At 53.3% G+C, this 15,397-nt stretch carries 15 protein-coding genes; 4 read left to right on the forward strand and 11 right to left on the reverse strand.

What is annotated here, in order from left to right:
- Nucleotides 1-102 precede the first annotated feature (102 nt).
- A complete protein-coding gene (locus tag CSQ89_RS11360) occupies nt 103-816 on the reverse strand; it encodes a 3'-5' exonuclease (RefSeq protein ID WP_099406280.1) in 714 nt (237 codons plus the stop codon).
- Between the two features lie 289 nt (nt 817-1,105).
- Between CSQ89_RS11360 and CSQ89_RS11365 the strand changes: the two genes are divergently transcribed.
- The 3 genes from CSQ89_RS11365 to CSQ89_RS11375 are packed head-to-tail and all read left to right on the forward strand — an operon-like array spanning nt 1,106 to nt 3,620.
- Nucleotides 1,106-1,921: a substrate-binding periplasmic protein gene (locus CSQ89_RS11365; RefSeq protein WP_158228973.1), complete on the forward strand. Its 816-nt coding sequence runs from the start codon at nt 1,106-1,108 to the stop codon at nt 1,919-1,921.
- Nucleotides 1,922-1,924: 3 nt separating this feature from the next.
- The gene (locus CSQ89_RS11370) at nt 1,925-3,205 is read left to right on the forward strand and encodes a hypothetical protein (RefSeq protein WP_099406282.1); all 1,281 of its coding nucleotides are present in this window, start codon (nt 1,925-1,927) and stop codon (nt 3,203-3,205) included.
- Nucleotides 3,206-3,218: 13 nt separating this feature from the next.
- Complete coding sequence (locus CSQ89_RS11375; RefSeq protein WP_099406283.1) at nt 3,219-3,620, forward strand: hypothetical protein; 402 nt, start codon at nt 3,219-3,221, stop codon at nt 3,618-3,620.
- Nucleotides 3,621-3,832: 212 nt separating this feature from the next.
- Here the strand turns inward: CSQ89_RS11375 and CSQ89_RS11380 are convergent, their stop codons facing one another.
- From CSQ89_RS11380 to CSQ89_RS23610, 5 genes are all read right to left on the reverse strand, one after another.
- Nucleotides 3,833-4,573 (reverse strand): DUF481 domain-containing protein, encoded by a 741-nt coding sequence (locus CSQ89_RS11380; RefSeq protein WP_158228974.1) that lies wholly within the window; start codon nt 4,571-4,573, stop codon nt 3,833-3,835.
- A gap of 338 nt (nt 4,574-4,911) precedes the next feature.
- Complete coding sequence (locus CSQ89_RS22055; protein ID WP_139022819.1) at nt 4,912-5,100, reverse strand: hypothetical protein; 189 nt, start codon at nt 5,098-5,100, stop codon at nt 4,912-4,914.
- A 257-nt stretch (nt 5,101-5,357) separates the two neighbouring features.
- Entirely contained in the window at nt 5,358-6,158 is an 801-nt protein-coding gene (locus CSQ89_RS11385) for a transporter substrate-binding domain-containing protein (RefSeq protein WP_099406285.1), read from the reverse strand.
- A gap of 241 nt (nt 6,159-6,399) precedes the next feature.
- Entirely contained in the window at nt 6,400-6,759 is a 360-nt protein-coding gene (locus CSQ89_RS11390) for a hypothetical protein (protein WP_099406286.1), read from the reverse strand.
- 202 nt (nt 6,760-6,961) lie between these two features.
- Nucleotides 6,962-8,044, reverse strand: a complete 1,083-nt coding sequence (locus CSQ89_RS23610; RefSeq protein WP_099406287.1) for a methyl-accepting chemotaxis protein — start codon at nt 8,042-8,044, stop codon at nt 6,962-6,964.
- 372 nt (nt 8,045-8,416) lie between these two features.
- Between CSQ89_RS23610 and CSQ89_RS11400 the strand changes: the two genes are divergently transcribed.
- Nucleotides 8,417-10,066, forward strand: a complete 1,650-nt coding sequence (locus CSQ89_RS11400) for a methyl-accepting chemotaxis protein (protein ID WP_099406288.1) — start codon at nt 8,417-8,419, stop codon at nt 10,064-10,066.
- Between the two features lie 61 nt (nt 10,067-10,127).
- On the opposite strand, the gene hisC is transcribed toward CSQ89_RS11400, so the two are convergent.
- The 5 genes from hisC to CSQ89_RS11425 all read right to left on the reverse strand — a co-directional run bounded on the left by hisC (nt 10,128) and on the right by CSQ89_RS11425 (nt 15,138).
- A complete protein-coding gene (gene hisC, locus CSQ89_RS11405; RefSeq protein ID WP_099406289.1) occupies nt 10,128-11,228 on the reverse strand; it encodes a histidinol-phosphate transaminase in 1,101 nt (366 codons plus the stop codon).
- 108 nt (nt 11,229-11,336) lie between these two features.
- On the reverse strand, nt 11,337-11,924 hold the full coding sequence (locus CSQ89_RS11410) for a nucleotidyltransferase family protein (RefSeq protein ID WP_233203085.1): 588 nt from the start codon (nt 11,922-11,924) through the stop codon (nt 11,337-11,339).
- A gap of 2 nt (nt 11,925-11,926) precedes the next feature.
- On the reverse strand, nt 11,927-12,517 hold the full coding sequence (locus tag CSQ89_RS11415; RefSeq protein ID WP_099406290.1) for a TIGR00730 family Rossman fold protein: 591 nt from the start codon (nt 12,515-12,517) through the stop codon (nt 11,927-11,929).
- Nucleotides 12,518-12,591: 74 nt separating this feature from the next.
- A complete protein-coding gene (gene pheA / locus CSQ89_RS11420; RefSeq protein ID WP_099406291.1) occupies nt 12,592-13,665 on the reverse strand; it encodes a prephenate dehydratase in 1,074 nt (357 codons plus the stop codon).
- 273 nt (nt 13,666-13,938) lie between these two features.
- Nucleotides 13,939-15,138: an MFS transporter gene (locus CSQ89_RS11425; RefSeq protein ID WP_099406292.1), complete on the reverse strand. Its 1,200-nt coding sequence runs from the start codon at nt 15,136-15,138 to the stop codon at nt 13,939-13,941.
- Nucleotides 15,139-15,397 lie beyond the last annotated feature (259 nt).

The raw sequence follows: 15,397 nt of genomic DNA on the forward strand, positions 1-15,397 counted from the left end.
ACCCCGCTGACGACTGCTCGCTACAGATCGTAAACAGGCTCTTAGATCAGTGCATCACTTTGTAGCTAATCATCGCTGCATTGTGCTTTGCAAACCTGATACTTATTTGTCGTTACTTTGCGAGGCCTTCAATGCCAGGTAAACACGAAGGGCTACATAAGCATCATTCGCAGCGTAGCGGCGCTGGCTTACACTCAGGTTGGGCACAGCCCAATTGGACATCTTTGCGCTTTTGGACTTGCGATAGTGTTGACCAAACATTATTGCAACAGCCTGTACGGCGCCTACTGTATTGCGATAACCCGCCTTGCGAAAACGCCCCGCCAAGTCATCAATCCCCTGACACTGCAGCTTGTGATTGCTTGCCAGCAGAGAAATATCAGAACGTAGGTCAAAACCTATCTTGCGTATATCAGGGGCAACCAATAGATCACGCAAGGGGGCAGGCAGGGTATTACCTTGTATAGGGAATAGATAAGCCCGCGTAGCAGTGCACAACTGAATCAGATGCGGACCCTGCGCTGGATCGCCCTTATTGAAAGTTGGCTTTGATTCGGTATCAAATCCCAACAAACCCGCTTTGCGCATATCGGCGCACGCTGCCGCAATGGCAGTCGAAGTTTGCACCACTTCGATCGCCTCCAGCGGTAGGCCAGTAAAATCCGGCATAGCCTGGATTGCTTCCTTAGTCAGGATCTGCGGCCCCATATCGCCTTTTTGGGTAGGTGGCGGTACCAGGACGATCGGACTGGTAAGGGTGACCGGTTGACGGAAAAACTTACGGAGCGCTGTGCTTAAACGTTGCATGAGATTCATGGTTGAACCCCAAAAAATAGTGACTGAGCAAGCCGATGGTGGAAGAAAAAACGGGCAGACATGATTTCCTGAACGATCAATATGACAATTAAATAAGCGAATATATCAGTAACTGGCCGCCTTGCCTTGACACACCGCTTATCGGTCGGCTTCTTTACCCACTTTGTTTCCCTAATCAAACCTATCTCATGATCTATACTTAGTCATGCGGTATTGTCTTGTAGTTCGTACGATACCGTACCGAGGAGGCCACCCTGCCCCCCATCAGGGTACAGAAAACAAGAACGAGATGACACATCGAATCATGGTTTGCCATGCCGTCGTTGCTGCCCGCCAATTCCGTATCCGTTGCTACACTCAGCTACTGCTGATGGTGACGGCAACATTCAGCTTGGCTACAGAACTCTCCATCTGTGTAGGTCGACAAGAACAAGCCCCCTTTGTCTTTACCTCTCCCAAAACAGGTGAACTCACCGGTTTGGGAATAGACATATTGGCAGAAGTCGCCAAGCAGCTGGACCACACATTTCAGTTAAAAGCACTGCCGCAAGCACGCTGCATTGAAGACGTCAAACGTGGCCGCCACGCTTTAGGCTTGAATATGAGCACTGGCGTAACCAAACAGGCAGGTCTAATGGGATCGGAAGCCTACTTCAAGCTGCATCCTGAACTGTACGTCCTAAGTAAAGTTGCTGCCAAGCTTCCTGCCAAACCCAAGCCAAGTGATCTGGTTCAGCTCCAGCTATGTGGTTTGAGCGGCCTGAGCTACGAAGACTTTGGTATCTCCAGCCAACAGGTCGATACCGGCACCAATCTGTACTCAGAACTGGTACAAAAGCTCTTACTGGGCCGTTGCGAAGGCATGCTGGAATTCCGGGAGATTGTGGCTGGCCTTTACCTGATCGACAAGCACACAGGAGAACTGGCGAGTTCAGCCAGAATTTCCCGCCTACCGCTTCTAGACCAACCCGTGGTGGGGCTGCACCTTGTCGCCAGCGACACACCAGGGGGTCGACAACTGATCCAACACTTGAACCCCGTACTCATACGTCTGCGCAAAGAACACCGGATCGAACAAATGCTGAGCACTTATCTGCAGCAGTAAAAGATGGGACAAACCATGCGATCTGATCTATGCCTACCCATCCTGGCTAGCCTGCTCCTACCAGTCGCGCTGGCCGAACCGCAGTCAAAGCTACAACTGTCAGGCTTTGGCAGCATTGCAGCCACCCGTACCGACGACGACGCCATCGCCTTCAAACGTAGCTTTCAATCACGTGCGAACAGCAAAACCTGGGCATTCGATGCCGACTCCCGCCTTGGGTTGCAGTTGGATATGGCTCCAAGCGATAATTGGCATGGCGTCCTGCAAGTCGTGGGCATGCAGCGCGAAAAAGGTACATTCGATCCTACCGTAGAATGGGCCAATCTGGCCTGGGAAGTCAATCCTTCATGGCGTCTACGGCTAGGCCGCATGGTGACACCTGTCACCAGTAGTTCGGAATCCCGCGATGTAGGCTACGCGCAATTGAGCGCCCGGCCCCCCCTTGAAACCATCGGCATCTATCCAATGGTAGGGCACGATGGTGCCGACATTCGTTACCGGCACAGCCTGGGCGAGGGGGAAATGCGAGTTCAGATGTTTGCCGGACAAACACGTTACAAGCTCCCCTTTCTCGCCTACACCGTCGATAAGGTCTATGGCGCAGCAATCAACTATGCCGTGAATGACTGGACGCTACGTTACGCCCATACCCGTCTGGATGACGCACGCGCAACAGGGGGCAGCTACGTCACCACCATTGGTTCACTATTGCCCAGCCTCAACGCCATCGCTCCTTACTGTGTCAATGTCGAATGCAGCGATCTGATCCCACGCATCAATCGGCTGACCACAGGCTGGGGGGGAAGATTCAACGTTATTTCCCTCAGTTACGATGATGGGAATTGGAACCTGATGTCCGAATACGCCACCCGGAAGGTGAACACATTCATCAGTGATGCCCGCTCGCTCGTAACCCAACTGGGCTACCGAATCAATAATTTCACCCCTTATGTCGGGTTCAATAAAGTCGATTCGATCAATCGCCAACAACCTGTTCAATTTGTGGTTAGTGACCCCGCCCAGCAAGCCAATGCCGACATCCTCGCCGCTATCGTATCCAGGTCCTTGTTATTTCCACAGGCAGCAATTCGAAATGTCATTGGTCTGCGTTGGGACGCGCATCGGAATCTTGCATTGAAAATTCAGGTTGATCAGGTTAAACACAAATACCCACAAGCGTCCTACACCGGCTTTTATGTGAGAACCACCGCGCCAGACGGCTCATTGGTGCCCTACGATGGCAAGGTGCGGGTCTATAGCATCTCGGCTGACTTTATCTTCTAGGGAAGGGGCACTCATGAGCCGGCTGTTCCAACTCTGCCTATTCATCATTTGCTGCCTTGGCACTCAGGCGGAGATTGTCGTCGTCATCGCGGCCGACTCCCCGATTTCACGGCTGTCACGCGCGCAACTTGTCGAAGTCTTTTCTGGCCGAACCCGCATGGTCAATGGCGTAACCATTACCCCGATTGAATATATTAATGCAAATCGCGATCAGTTCTACCAACACGTACTCGGTCGAACGAGCAATCAAATGCGAGCAGCCTGGGCCAAACTACTGTTCACCGGGGAAGGCCAGCCACCTCGGGAATTCTCATCACTCGGTGAAGCTCGCAGCCAGGTTATCAGCGCCCCTGGCTTGATTACCTATATCGATGCACAGCAAGTCGGGCCAGGTTTAAAAGTGGTCTATCAATAAACCCTGCCCACTCTCAGGCCTGCACGCGTAGCGTTGCCCGTTAACCATCCCGCAAACAAGAGAAAAACCTTAGAACCTGTCTAAAGTCTGCTGTGCGTCAGCAATACGGCGTTGAGAACACCCTCGGAATGCTCATTTACCAATCGAAAACTCCGCTTCCTCGGCTGTTTCCGCCTTGTCTAGCTCTAGCTCACGAGACTTTAGACAGGTTCTTAGAAGGTGTAACCTAAGGATAATCGGCTTTCAGTATCCAAATGACGCTCACTCGTATCGATAGGCCGGCCATAAGTCAGGGTCAACCGGGCACGCAGTGATAGATGCTCACTCAAGGCTTGTTTTAGGCCAACCTCAGCTTCGATCCGCTCTTCATTACCACTACGTTCCAACTCCAGGGTTTGAAAAGCATTCAGCGTCTCATTCAATGGGTAATCCAACCTATTTCGCACTACCCACAATAAGGCGCGTTTACGCGTATTGTCACGGTAGTTGGACTGGCGCATACCCAAACCTGTTTCAAACCGAAGCTCTCCCGCACCCACGGCCATACCGCCGACCCCGACACCGGTCGTCCACGAAACACGACTTTGCGTCGAGCTCAATTGATCTGCCTTGTACTCGGGGTCTACGAACACAAAATGCCGCTCTGGCGCATCCCACCATTCGAACTTAGGCGATATCAGATAGCGGTCATTCACACGCTTCAGGGGCAGGCCTGCCTTACTCTCAGCCTCGTGCCTCACTTCCACCTGCAGCTTGGTGCGATGCGTACCGGAACGCCGTTCCAACTCAGTATCAAGCTCCCAGGCCACCTCTCGAGTGCTACCTGCAGCGAAGCGGGCACTTGCATCTATATCCCCCAACCACTGCACTGGCTCCGCCCGTAATTGATCAATGCTTAATAACAGACAAATCAAACCGGTCAGTATCCTAACTACCGATTTGTGCCCATTCATGTACCCCATCCCATTCTTTCTTCAAGCCAAACCAAAGCGATATTTGCAACGATAAAAACCAGAGAATCGTTTCAAATCCGGCACATAGCAAACACGCTTCCTCTCAACCAACGCACATCGCAGCAACAAGATGATTTTCCGAGTGCTTGGCTATGAGTTGCCCAGCAGCAGACCTTGCCAATCATCAATGCGGTCGTTTAGTCGCTGACAGCGTAGACGCAATTTGGGGACTACACGCCCCTACGGCCCCGAGACGTAGCCGCTCAAGCACAGGCGCTGAAAAATCTCACCGACACCGAATCGCCACGGTATAGACCGGCCATCTGGAAACCAGCCACTTACCAAAGATCGAGACTTTCTTTGTCCAAAAAGTGATCTTCTATCTTGCGTCGCGTATCGCCACGCTTAGCTTGTCGCTTACTGTGCTGCTCTCCGCTCAGGGGGGCTTCTGTCATCAAACGGTGTAGCGCAGCGTCGGTATCCGGTTCACCCAACGAACGGGTCTTAGATTGTCTGGTATTAGTCATTACATCCCTGTCTAGCGTATTGGGAAGATGAAGCTAGTCTGACTTTAGCACTGCCATGTTACGTCCAAAAGTGGCAAATCCCTAATCACCACACGGTAAAAATACAGCAACACTCCATATTGCAAACTACGCCGGCAATACCCGGTCTGTGTTTGCAACACGCCCAAACACAAAGAAAAAGCACCAACCATAGGGTCGGTGCTTTTATTGTACGCCTTGGGCAACTCACCCGTGTTGCGACCATCTCAACAAGTGATTTAGATACCTGAAATCTTGAAGATACGGATCAAAGGTGTTGCGCTATCTGGCCCAAACCAGCGATTGAAAATACGCACAGCCTCGCCACTTTGCTCAGCTTCGACCAAGGCTTCATTCATCAGCTTCACAAAACGGGTCTCACCCTTGCGTACAGCCATGCCGAAGGCTTCGGTAGAGAGTGCAAACACCGAAATCTCATATTGGTCACGGTTAGACATCTTGACCTGCAAGCCAGCCAAGGCAGGCTCATCGGCAGTCACACCATCAATCTTGCCATTATTCAAAAAGGCAATCGCGGCATTGGTATCATCCATCGAGATCAACATCGCTTTTGGAAAAAGCTGCTTGAACTGGGTTTCCGAAGTGGTGCCGCGCGCAACACCAATGCTGCCGCCTGCCAATGAGTTCAAATCTGGGAACCGGCCTTTACGTGCAAGTACTTTCTGGCCAGTGACGAAATAACCGTAAGAGAAATCTACCTGGCGCTCACGCTCCACCGTCTTGGTCATGGTCGATACGATGACATCGACCTTTTTCGAGCGAAGCAGATTGACCCGATCCGCAGGGTCAAGATTTTGCACCACAAACTTGACACCCAATTTCTTGGCCACCAAGGCAGCCATATCCACATCGTAGCCGGAAATGGTTTTGTCTTTATTCTGGAAACCAAACGGTGGCGCATCTGCATTGGTCCCTACCACCAGTTGGCCACGCGCCTTGACCTCATCTAATAAATCGGCCTGAGCCGCCCCTTGTAATAGGAAGAACAACACGCAAGTACTTATAAATCGATACATCATCGTTTTTTTCCGTCAGGCTGAGAAAGTTTTAAAAGCTGAACAATAACATTGTCATAGCGCTATTTTAGGGCAAATGCCAAGTTTCTGCCCGATCAGTAAAGGGGGTCTACTTGTCACCAGGGTTCTTATGTTGGCACCATCAGCAAAACAGGACGGAAAACAGCACAGGGTGCGGATAAGCAAAGGTGTACCTGAACATGGCCACCCCGCTCAACAACATTCCCAATGACTGCAATACACGCTACACCAACTTGCTTTCAACCAGCTGCCGTTCACATTCAGCCTGTATATCCTGGGCAAATGGCGACTCATACCTAGGGCCACGCGCTTCCATCATCTCATGTACTGCATATAAGCCTGCTTCACGCGACAGACTATCGGCCATCTGGCGGGCCAACTGGTCAGCCAACGCTGAAAACTGACGGGTTTCACCTTCCGGCAACACCAACTTCGCCTCGGTTAACCAACGCCCTGCCAGACTTGTACCCTGCGATTCAGTTATCCAGATACCTTGTTCGTAAAAAACCGAAAGCTGTTCCGCCACCAAGGCAAATAGCAGGGCCTTGCGCACAGTTAAGTCAACGGTGGATGAATGCGACATGCAGCGACAGCAGTGAGGTAAAGGGCGTGCAGCTTAGCACGCCCCGGTTCGCCCAAGAACCTGTTCGACGTCAGCTGCACGACGGCGATAGAGCGTTGAAGCCCCATCGGAATGTTCATTTACCACCGGTAAAAGCGCCCTACTCGCTACTTTCTATGAGGGAAATCTGCTGCACCGAATTCGGGCAGAACGCTCCATCAAGCTACTCGGAAGCCCCTATCCGTTCCAGCGCATGGAGTACCTGGCTACTTGCCTGTTCCATCTTATGGACTGAATCGAGCATGGCTGTCGCGTTCCCTGCGCGAAATTGACTGACCGCCGATTGCGCATGCTTATGCAATTGTTGATGGGGCACTTCCATTTCACGATAGCCCGGCTGGCCGACATGCTGGTGGCCCTCACCCTGATAAAACCATTTCCCAAGGCGGCATTCCGTGTGATCAACAAAGTCATTCTCGGTTTCTTGACTCAAACCAAACAATACGCGGTAGACACGTAACGCAGTCAAAAGATGGTCAATCTTGGCCACCTCGCAAAAACCACACAGAGAAGACGACGTGGTCGTTTTTTCAGCCGTAGCGGCCAAAGACAATACGTGATTCATGGTTTGGGCCGCAGCCTGGCCATTCTGGCTGAATTGGCCCGATTGACTTGCCAAGGTCTCCATTTTCACGCGACTGGCGCTGCTATCGTCGCGCATGCCTGCCACCAGTTCGGCAATCTCTCCCGTCGCTTTGGTCGTACGTTCCGCCAGCTGGCGCACCTCGTCCGCCACCACCGCAAAACCACGCCCCGCCTCCCCTGCACGGGCTGCCTCAATGGCTGCATTCAAAGCCAGCAAGTTAGTCTGGTCGGCAACTTCCTTGATCATTTGCACGATGCCGCCAATCTGCTGGGCACGCGTATCAAGCTCGGCAACCTGGCTGGCTGCCTGAGAAGAATCACGGGCAAGCGAGCCCAGCTGGGTGGCGATTGTCTTAATCTCCTTCGCACAACTGGTGGTTGCCGTGGCCATCTCGCTCGCCCGCAGACGTTCCTCCTGCATGCCCTTTGCCAGCTGGCTCATACTGGCATGCGTACTGCCCATTGACTCTGTCATCCGCTGCATTTGCTCAACCAGCTTATGGGTGCTCGTCAGGTTCTGCTTACAATCATGCAACTGGGTATTCACAGCTTGTGACTGCGTATCTGCCAAGGACAGCTTCCTTGTTTGATCAGCCAATTGCTGCTCAAGCGCCGTAATCTGCTGTTGCGCCACATCCAGTTGCCTCGAATTGCCAAACATGACCCACTCCTAGGTATACAGCCAATGCAGACCAGTATAGGTAGCCAAACAAACGTAAGGCAAAGTACTTCAACCAAGCGCAGAACCTAGTCCTGGCCTTATTCGCACAAAAGTGCACCACCGCACAAACCTATCTATAGGCAGGCAGCTTTCTCATGCTGCGCTAGATATAAATAGCCAATAACTGCTCGCGACAATCCTATAAAGGCAGTATTGAATTAAAACGACAACTTGCTTTCACCCAAGCAAAATTCGGGTGACACAGAGGATTGCGACGTAAGCGTCAGCAAGCAAAATCGCCAAGAATTGTCTAGATTGCTTAACAACGATTCAAACACCCTGCCCAATACTAAAGCTAGATGGAGCACAGCTATGCAATCTGTACTTGAGCAATTCAGTATCAAGGCCAAGATTCTCGGTTTGATCATGCTAGGTATGGCAGCGATGCTAATCGTCGGTTTTGTCGGCAGCCAACGTACTGCCGAGATGAACGACCTGACCGTTGACATGTATAAGAATGCGCTCCAACCGATTCAATGGCTTGCCGTAGCGAACCAATATGCCACCTATATCAGTCGCAGTGACTACCGCCATCTTTCTGAATATGAACAGGCTAAATACGACGAGATAGCAAGCTTACGGCAAAAGCAAGCGACGGAAATGAACCGGCTGTTGGACCTTTACCGCAAAACTACTCTTACCCCTCCTGAAGTCGATGCATTACGTCGCTATGATGCTGCTTGGGCTGCGATGGAAGAAACCTGCAAGAAAGTGATTCAACTCAGCAAGTCCGATACCGGCGATCATGTAAAGAAGTATGAGGCTTCCAAAATGATGGCAGCGGAGTGCCGCCCCAAGTTCCAGGTAGCTGATGATGCCCTAACCGAACTGGTCAAGATAAACCAAGGACTTGCCGAAAAGTCCATTTCCAATGCATCCACCACCTATGAGGGTGCCAGAAAATTCATCATTGGCTCCATTATCATCGCCGCCATTGTGCTCCTATCCTTAGGCCTTATTGTACAAAATGGGATTGTTGCAGCCTTGAAGCGTGGTTCTGTAGCACTAAGCAAAATCGGCAGCGGGGACTTTTCCGGTGCCATCGACGCCCAGGGCAACGACGAAATTGCCAATATGATGAAATCGCTGGCCACGATGCAATCGCAACTGCGCACAACAATGACCGCCATTGTGCAATCTGCGCAAACTGTGGCAAGTTCGGCAGAGGAGTTAAACGCAGCAACGGTGGAAGTGCTGGCCAGCATCGACCACCAAGTAGACGCTACAGCCGGTGCCGCAGCTGCAATCGAAGAACTGACTGTCAGCATCGACCATATCTCTCAAAATGCCGCCATGGCCAATGACCATGCATGTGGCGCCGGCAAACAGGCCAAGGCGGGAAATGAAGATGTACAAGGGGCCAGCCAACTGGTCAAGCAGGTCAACGACAGCGTGGCGCAGTCTGCCAGCGACTTGGAATCGCTCTCCAATCAAGCAGTGCAGATTGGTTCCATTGCCACTGTCATCAAGGATGTTGCCGACCAGACTAACCTGCTGGCGCTCAACGCTGCCATCGAAGCCGCCCGTGCAGGCGAGCAAGGCCGTGGGTTCGCGGTTGTAGCCGATGAGGTCAGAAAGCTCGCAGAGCGCACGACGAGCTCGGCGTCTGAAATCACCAAGATGATCGGCACAATACAAACTGGCGCGAAGGCCGCGGTAGAGAGCATGCAGACCAGCCGCAACATCGTCGGCAACGTCGTAGCTGCTTCCGAACGCGCCTCCAACACCATCAGCGAAGTAGAAGCCAGTGCAGACGAGGTCGTGCAGGCTATTGGTGGCATAGCCACTTCCACGCGTGAACAGAGTCATTCCAGCACTGACCTGGCCAAGCGCGTCGAAGCCATCGCCCAGATGTCTGATGAAAACCGTGCAACCGTCAGCAGCGTCTCACAGGCCGCGCAGGAACTAGCCAACGTTGCGGAAGGTCTGCAACGCTCCATGGAACAGTTCAAACTGGCCTAAACTCACGTAAATTCTCCGCGGCTCCCGTCATCCGACGGGGGCCGCGGCATTTTGTGCTTGATCAACCGCCCAGCGCTTCTTCCAGCGTAGCAATAAACCGTGCGTTCTCTTCCGGCAAACCGATCGAAACCCGCAGGCTATCTCGCAGCCCATAGCTCGCCAATGGGCGAATAATCACCCCTCGCTGCAACATGAACTGGTTCAGCGCCGGGCCATCTCCCACATGAAAGGCAATGAAATTGCCATAGCTGGGGATAAACGGCACGCCCAGACGCACAAAGGCACTTGAGATTTGCTGCAACCCCTCGGTATTGATGCGAATGGTTTCCTGCAGATAGTCTCCATCGTCCAACGCCGCCACGGCAGCGGCTTGCGCCAAGCTGTTCACATTGAAGGGCTGCCGTACGCGATTCATCAGGTCTGCCACTTCCGGCGCAGCAATCGCAAAACCGATGCGTAAACCCGCCAAGCCATACGCCTTGGATAAAGTACGGCAGATGACGAGGTTGGGAAGCAAGCGCTGCAACGCAATCGAATCGACACGCCTTTCCCTGGGCAGATATTCGCTATAAGCCTCATCCAGCACCACCAGCACCGAAGGTGGGCACTGCGTCATGAACTCAACCAGATCACCCGGGCGGCAGAGTGTGCCGGTAGGGTTGTTGGGGTTGGCAATAAACACCAGCTTGGTATTCGGCTGGATGGCCGCCAGCATGGCGGTAAGGTCGTGCCCATACTCAACCGCCTGGGCCTCGATACCCCTTGCACCGACCGCCTGCGTGGCCAATGGGTAGACGGCAAAGGAATACTGCGAATACACCACGGAATCGGCCGGTGTCAGAAACGTACGGGCGACCAGTTCCAAAATATCGTTGGAACCGTTGCCCAATACGATTTGATTCAAACCCACACCAAATTTACCTATCAATGCCTGCTTCAATGCAAACCCATTGCCGTCGGGATAGCGCGCCAAGTCGTCCATCGCTTCCAACATTGCCGCACGCGCCTTAGGGCTGATACCGAGCGGATTCTCATTCGAAGCCAATTTAACGATACTGGCTTCATCCAGATTCATTTCACGGGCAAGCTCGGCAATCGGTTTACCGGGCTGATACGGCGCAATGGCGCGGATGTAATCGGGAGCAAGCTGGATAAGGGACATAAGGGGGTTCCATTGCGACAAAAGAGGTAATCACGGTATGCGGGCCAAAAGATGGATGCTGGGTATATTTTCCTTGGCACGACTAGGCTTGAACCAACCGCAGCGTCATTAAACGGGCACCTGTCGGACTTTCGGCCAGCGTAGTGCGTATTGCTTGGCCTCAACCCGTGCTCGATAGGCAGCTGGGTTGCAACCAGGGCTCGGCCGCACCCATAAATCGAATAAATCGGTCAAACCGTGGGGAGCGATGATGTGAAGCCCATCATTTTCATCCAGCCAAACCGCTACGGCAGTCGCGGTTTCCGGCCAGGAAGCGACCGCAGCGCTTAAATTGGTAAAAGGCGGGATAGCGTAACCAAAGTAATCGGCAAACCAGCTATGTACACCCGCTTGATTGACCACTTCCCACTTAAATGCCGGCAATTTCTGCTGCAGCATTATTTGCAGTGCAGTATCACGTTCAGGGCGGATATCGCCTGCATTGAAATAGCACAAGTCGATATCTGAATGCTGATGGGGCAAGGGTTCCCAACCATGCGCGACATCCCAGACTAGATTCCGCACTGCGCCGGCGCCAATGCACCACTCGCTTAGATTTAATTCCCGTGCTGCATACAAGGCCTGCATCAACCAAGGGGAAGCATAAATCAGCGCCCGTAAATGGTCCGCATGGTCATGGAAGGTTATGTCACGCACCGCTAGCTGTGCGCCAGCGACACCTTGCCAGCAGCCCAATCACCCTTGGGTGCCTGATGCCCACGCATCGCCTTGAGTAGCGCTTCCGGAGTATCCGCCACGTGAAAGAGATTGAGATGGCCACCGCGAACAAAACCTTCTTGTTCGGCATGCTTCACCCAGGCCAGTAATGAGTCGAAATAACCTGCGACATTTAGGAGGCCAATAGGCTTGGCGTGAATATGCAGCTGCGCCCAGGTCAGGATTTCGAACAACTCATCAAGCGTCCCAAAGCCGCCGGGCAACGCAATAAAACCATCCGAGCGCTCTGCCATAACGGCTTTACGAGTGTGCATGCTATCGACTTCGATCAGTTCGGTAGACCCAGGATGCGCCAGTTCCTTTTCAACCATAAAGCCAGGAATGACGCCAATGGTTTGACCGCCGGCGGCCAGCACAGCATCGGCAATCACCCCCATCAGCCCTACCCTACCGCCGCCCCAGACCAAGCTTAATTGCTGCTCGGCCAAAGTACGGCCCAATTCAGCCGCCGCTTCCTGATAAATCACACGCTGGCCAAATGCCGAGCCGCAAAAAACACAAATCGATTGCATGTTCTAATCCATCATCCGTTCTGGAAATAGCCGATGAGAGGCCAGCATACCGCACGCCTACTGCGATGCACTTATCACAGTACCGCAACCGGATAAGCACCCAATACCTTCACAAAAGCCGCGCGCTGGCGCAAAGCGTTGAGCGTGTTCTGTACTTTTTCCTCGGCTGCATGGCCTTCAATATCGACAAAAAAGACATACTCCCACAGGCCGGTACGCGAAGGACGCGACTCGAACTTGGTCATGGATACGCCATTCTCCGCCAAGGGCGAAAGCAGCTGGTGCACAGCCCCAGGCTGGTTCTGAGCCGACATCACCAAACTGGTCTTATCGCGGCCGCTCGGTGTGGTCTCGTGGTAACCCAAAACCAGGAAGCGCGTTGTGTTGTTGGGCTCGTCTTCAATATTCTCAACAAGCTTATTCAAACCAAAACGCTCTGCGGCTGCATCACCGGCAATGGCCACGCAGCTGCCGTCCAGGCTGGCCAATCGGGCGGCTTCGGCATTGGAGGAAACCGATACACGCTCAACCTCCACCGGCAGGTTGTCGTTCAACCATTCGTGGCACTGGGCCAGACTTTGGGCATGAGAGTAAACACGGCGAATACCGTCGAAACCTTCTTCACGGCGCAGTAAATGATGGTGAATACGCAATTCCACTTCGCCGCATACCCTGAGCGGCGTGCTGACCATCAAGTCCAACGTACGGCCTACCGCGCCTTCGGTGGAGTTTTCCACCGGCGCAACCACATAGTCGGCCGAACGCGCTTCCACCACCCGGAATGCTTCGTCGATTGAGGCGCAGGATTGTGTTACCGCCGCATGGCCAAAGTGCTTAATGGCGGCCGACTGGCTAAAGGTGCCCTCCGGCCCCAGATAGGCAATCGTCAGCGGGCGCTCGATGCTAAGACAGGCGGACATGATCTCGCGGAAGAGCTTCGCTACCGATTCATCGGTAAGCGGACCGACATTGAGCTGCCGTATACGCGCAAGTACCTGCGCTTCACGCTCAGGCCGGTATACCAAGCCGCTGCCTTTGAGCTCGCCAATCGAGCGCGCGTGACCTGCACGCTCGTTGAGTAGTTTCAGAATGTGGACATCGAGCGCATCAATGGCATCGCGATGGGATTTGAGAGTTTCGTCAGACATGCTGGCCCGTTTTCACTATGCGCCTTGGACTTATGGCGCGGGAGGTAATGAGGATAGCATGGCTTGTCCACCCCTTTTTAGAAGGGATTTGCACAATGACCGTGGCATTGAGGCACAATGCCACAGCCTTCCATCTCACCCTCATGCATACAAGATGCTAGCTGCACAGTGCCCATAGATTAGCCAATACAACCTGGGATTCTGGCCGCAGATACGTAAGAAAAACCAGCCCGAGTACCACCAATATCACCGCAACAATGACAAATCGGCGCTTCATTTGGCCAATGACAGCGCTGGGCTGCGGTCAATGGCTTGCTCGCGTATTGGCCAGTTAATAATGGCTGCCATCACCCCCAGGGCAATCGAGATATACCAAACGACGTTGTAAGAACCCGTATGGTCGTATAGCCAACCCCCGAGCCAAACACCGAGGAAGCTTCCTATCTGATGCGAGAAGAAAACGAAGCCCGATAACATACCCAGATGCTTCACCCCAAAGATGGTCGCGATCACCCCGTTGGTGAGCGGGACGGTGGAAAGCCAAAAGAAGCCCATGAAGGCAGCAAAGGCCCAGACACTCCATTGCGACAAAGGCACAAGCAAGAACAAAGTAATCGCTACGGCACGCGCCAAGTAGATAGCCGAAAGAAGATATTTCTTGGTAATGCGCGCGCCTAGTTGGCCTGCGGTGTAGGTACCGAAGACATTAAAGAGTCCGATCAGCGCCAGTGCAATCGCCGCCACGCTGGGCGGTAAACCAAAGTCTTTCAAATAAGCCGGGAGGTGAACCCCAATAAACACCACCTGAAAGCCGCAAACGAAATAACCGGCCATCAGCATCTGGAAGCTGGGGTAGCGGAATGCTTCGCCTGCTGCAGCCCAGACACTTTGGCTACCTTGTGGGTGGGGTGGCTGAGGCGGTTCCTTCAAACCCCTTGCCGCAGGAACAATCAATAACGACATCGCAGCCAGGATCAACAATGCATTGGCCCAATCGACGCCTGAAATGAGCTGTTGCTCGACCGGCACCATCAGAAACTGGCCGAAGCTCCCGGCGGCTGACGCAATACCCATGGCTTGCGAGCGCCGATTTTCTGGTACGGTCCGGCCTATTACGCCAAACACGATGCTGTAGGTTGACCCCGAAAGGGCAAGGCCAAGCAATAAGCCCGCGGAGCCAGAAAACAGCAGCCCAGTGCTCGACACCGTCATCAGTGCAAGCCCTGCGGCATACAGAATCGCCCCGACCACCAGCACTTTTACCGCTCCCCAACGGTCGGCCAATGCGCCGGTAAAGGGCTGCGCCAAACCCCAGACCAGATTCTGGAAGCCCAGGGCAAAAGCAAATACCTCACGCGTCCAGCCAAACTCACCGGTCATCGGCTGTAGAAAAAACCCGAAACCGTGCCGAATGCCCATCGAAAGCGAAACAATAAGGCCGGCGCACACTAAAACACGGGTAATGGGGGACATAAGTACAGCTCCAAAGACTATGCGCCTACTGTGTGCCAACCAGCTTTCCCTGCATAGTTACAGTTTCAATGTACTTCGACAGTACAGTTTGCCCAAATAGAAACGCCACACGGAGCGTGTGGCGTTTCTTGGTCATGTGCGCCCAGCATGGGCGCACTCCTGCGGGTGGAAGTCCCGCCGTAAGTTGATCACAGCGAACGAAGTGAAGCGCAACTGCGTGAGGGCGACCGAGCGTGGGAAGGAAGCGTGGATCGTAAAC

It is taken from the genome of Chitinimonas sp. BJB300, assembly GCF_002735695.1.
Taxonomy (GTDB): Bacteria; Pseudomonadota; Gammaproteobacteria; order Burkholderiales; family Chitinimonadaceae; genus Chitinimonas.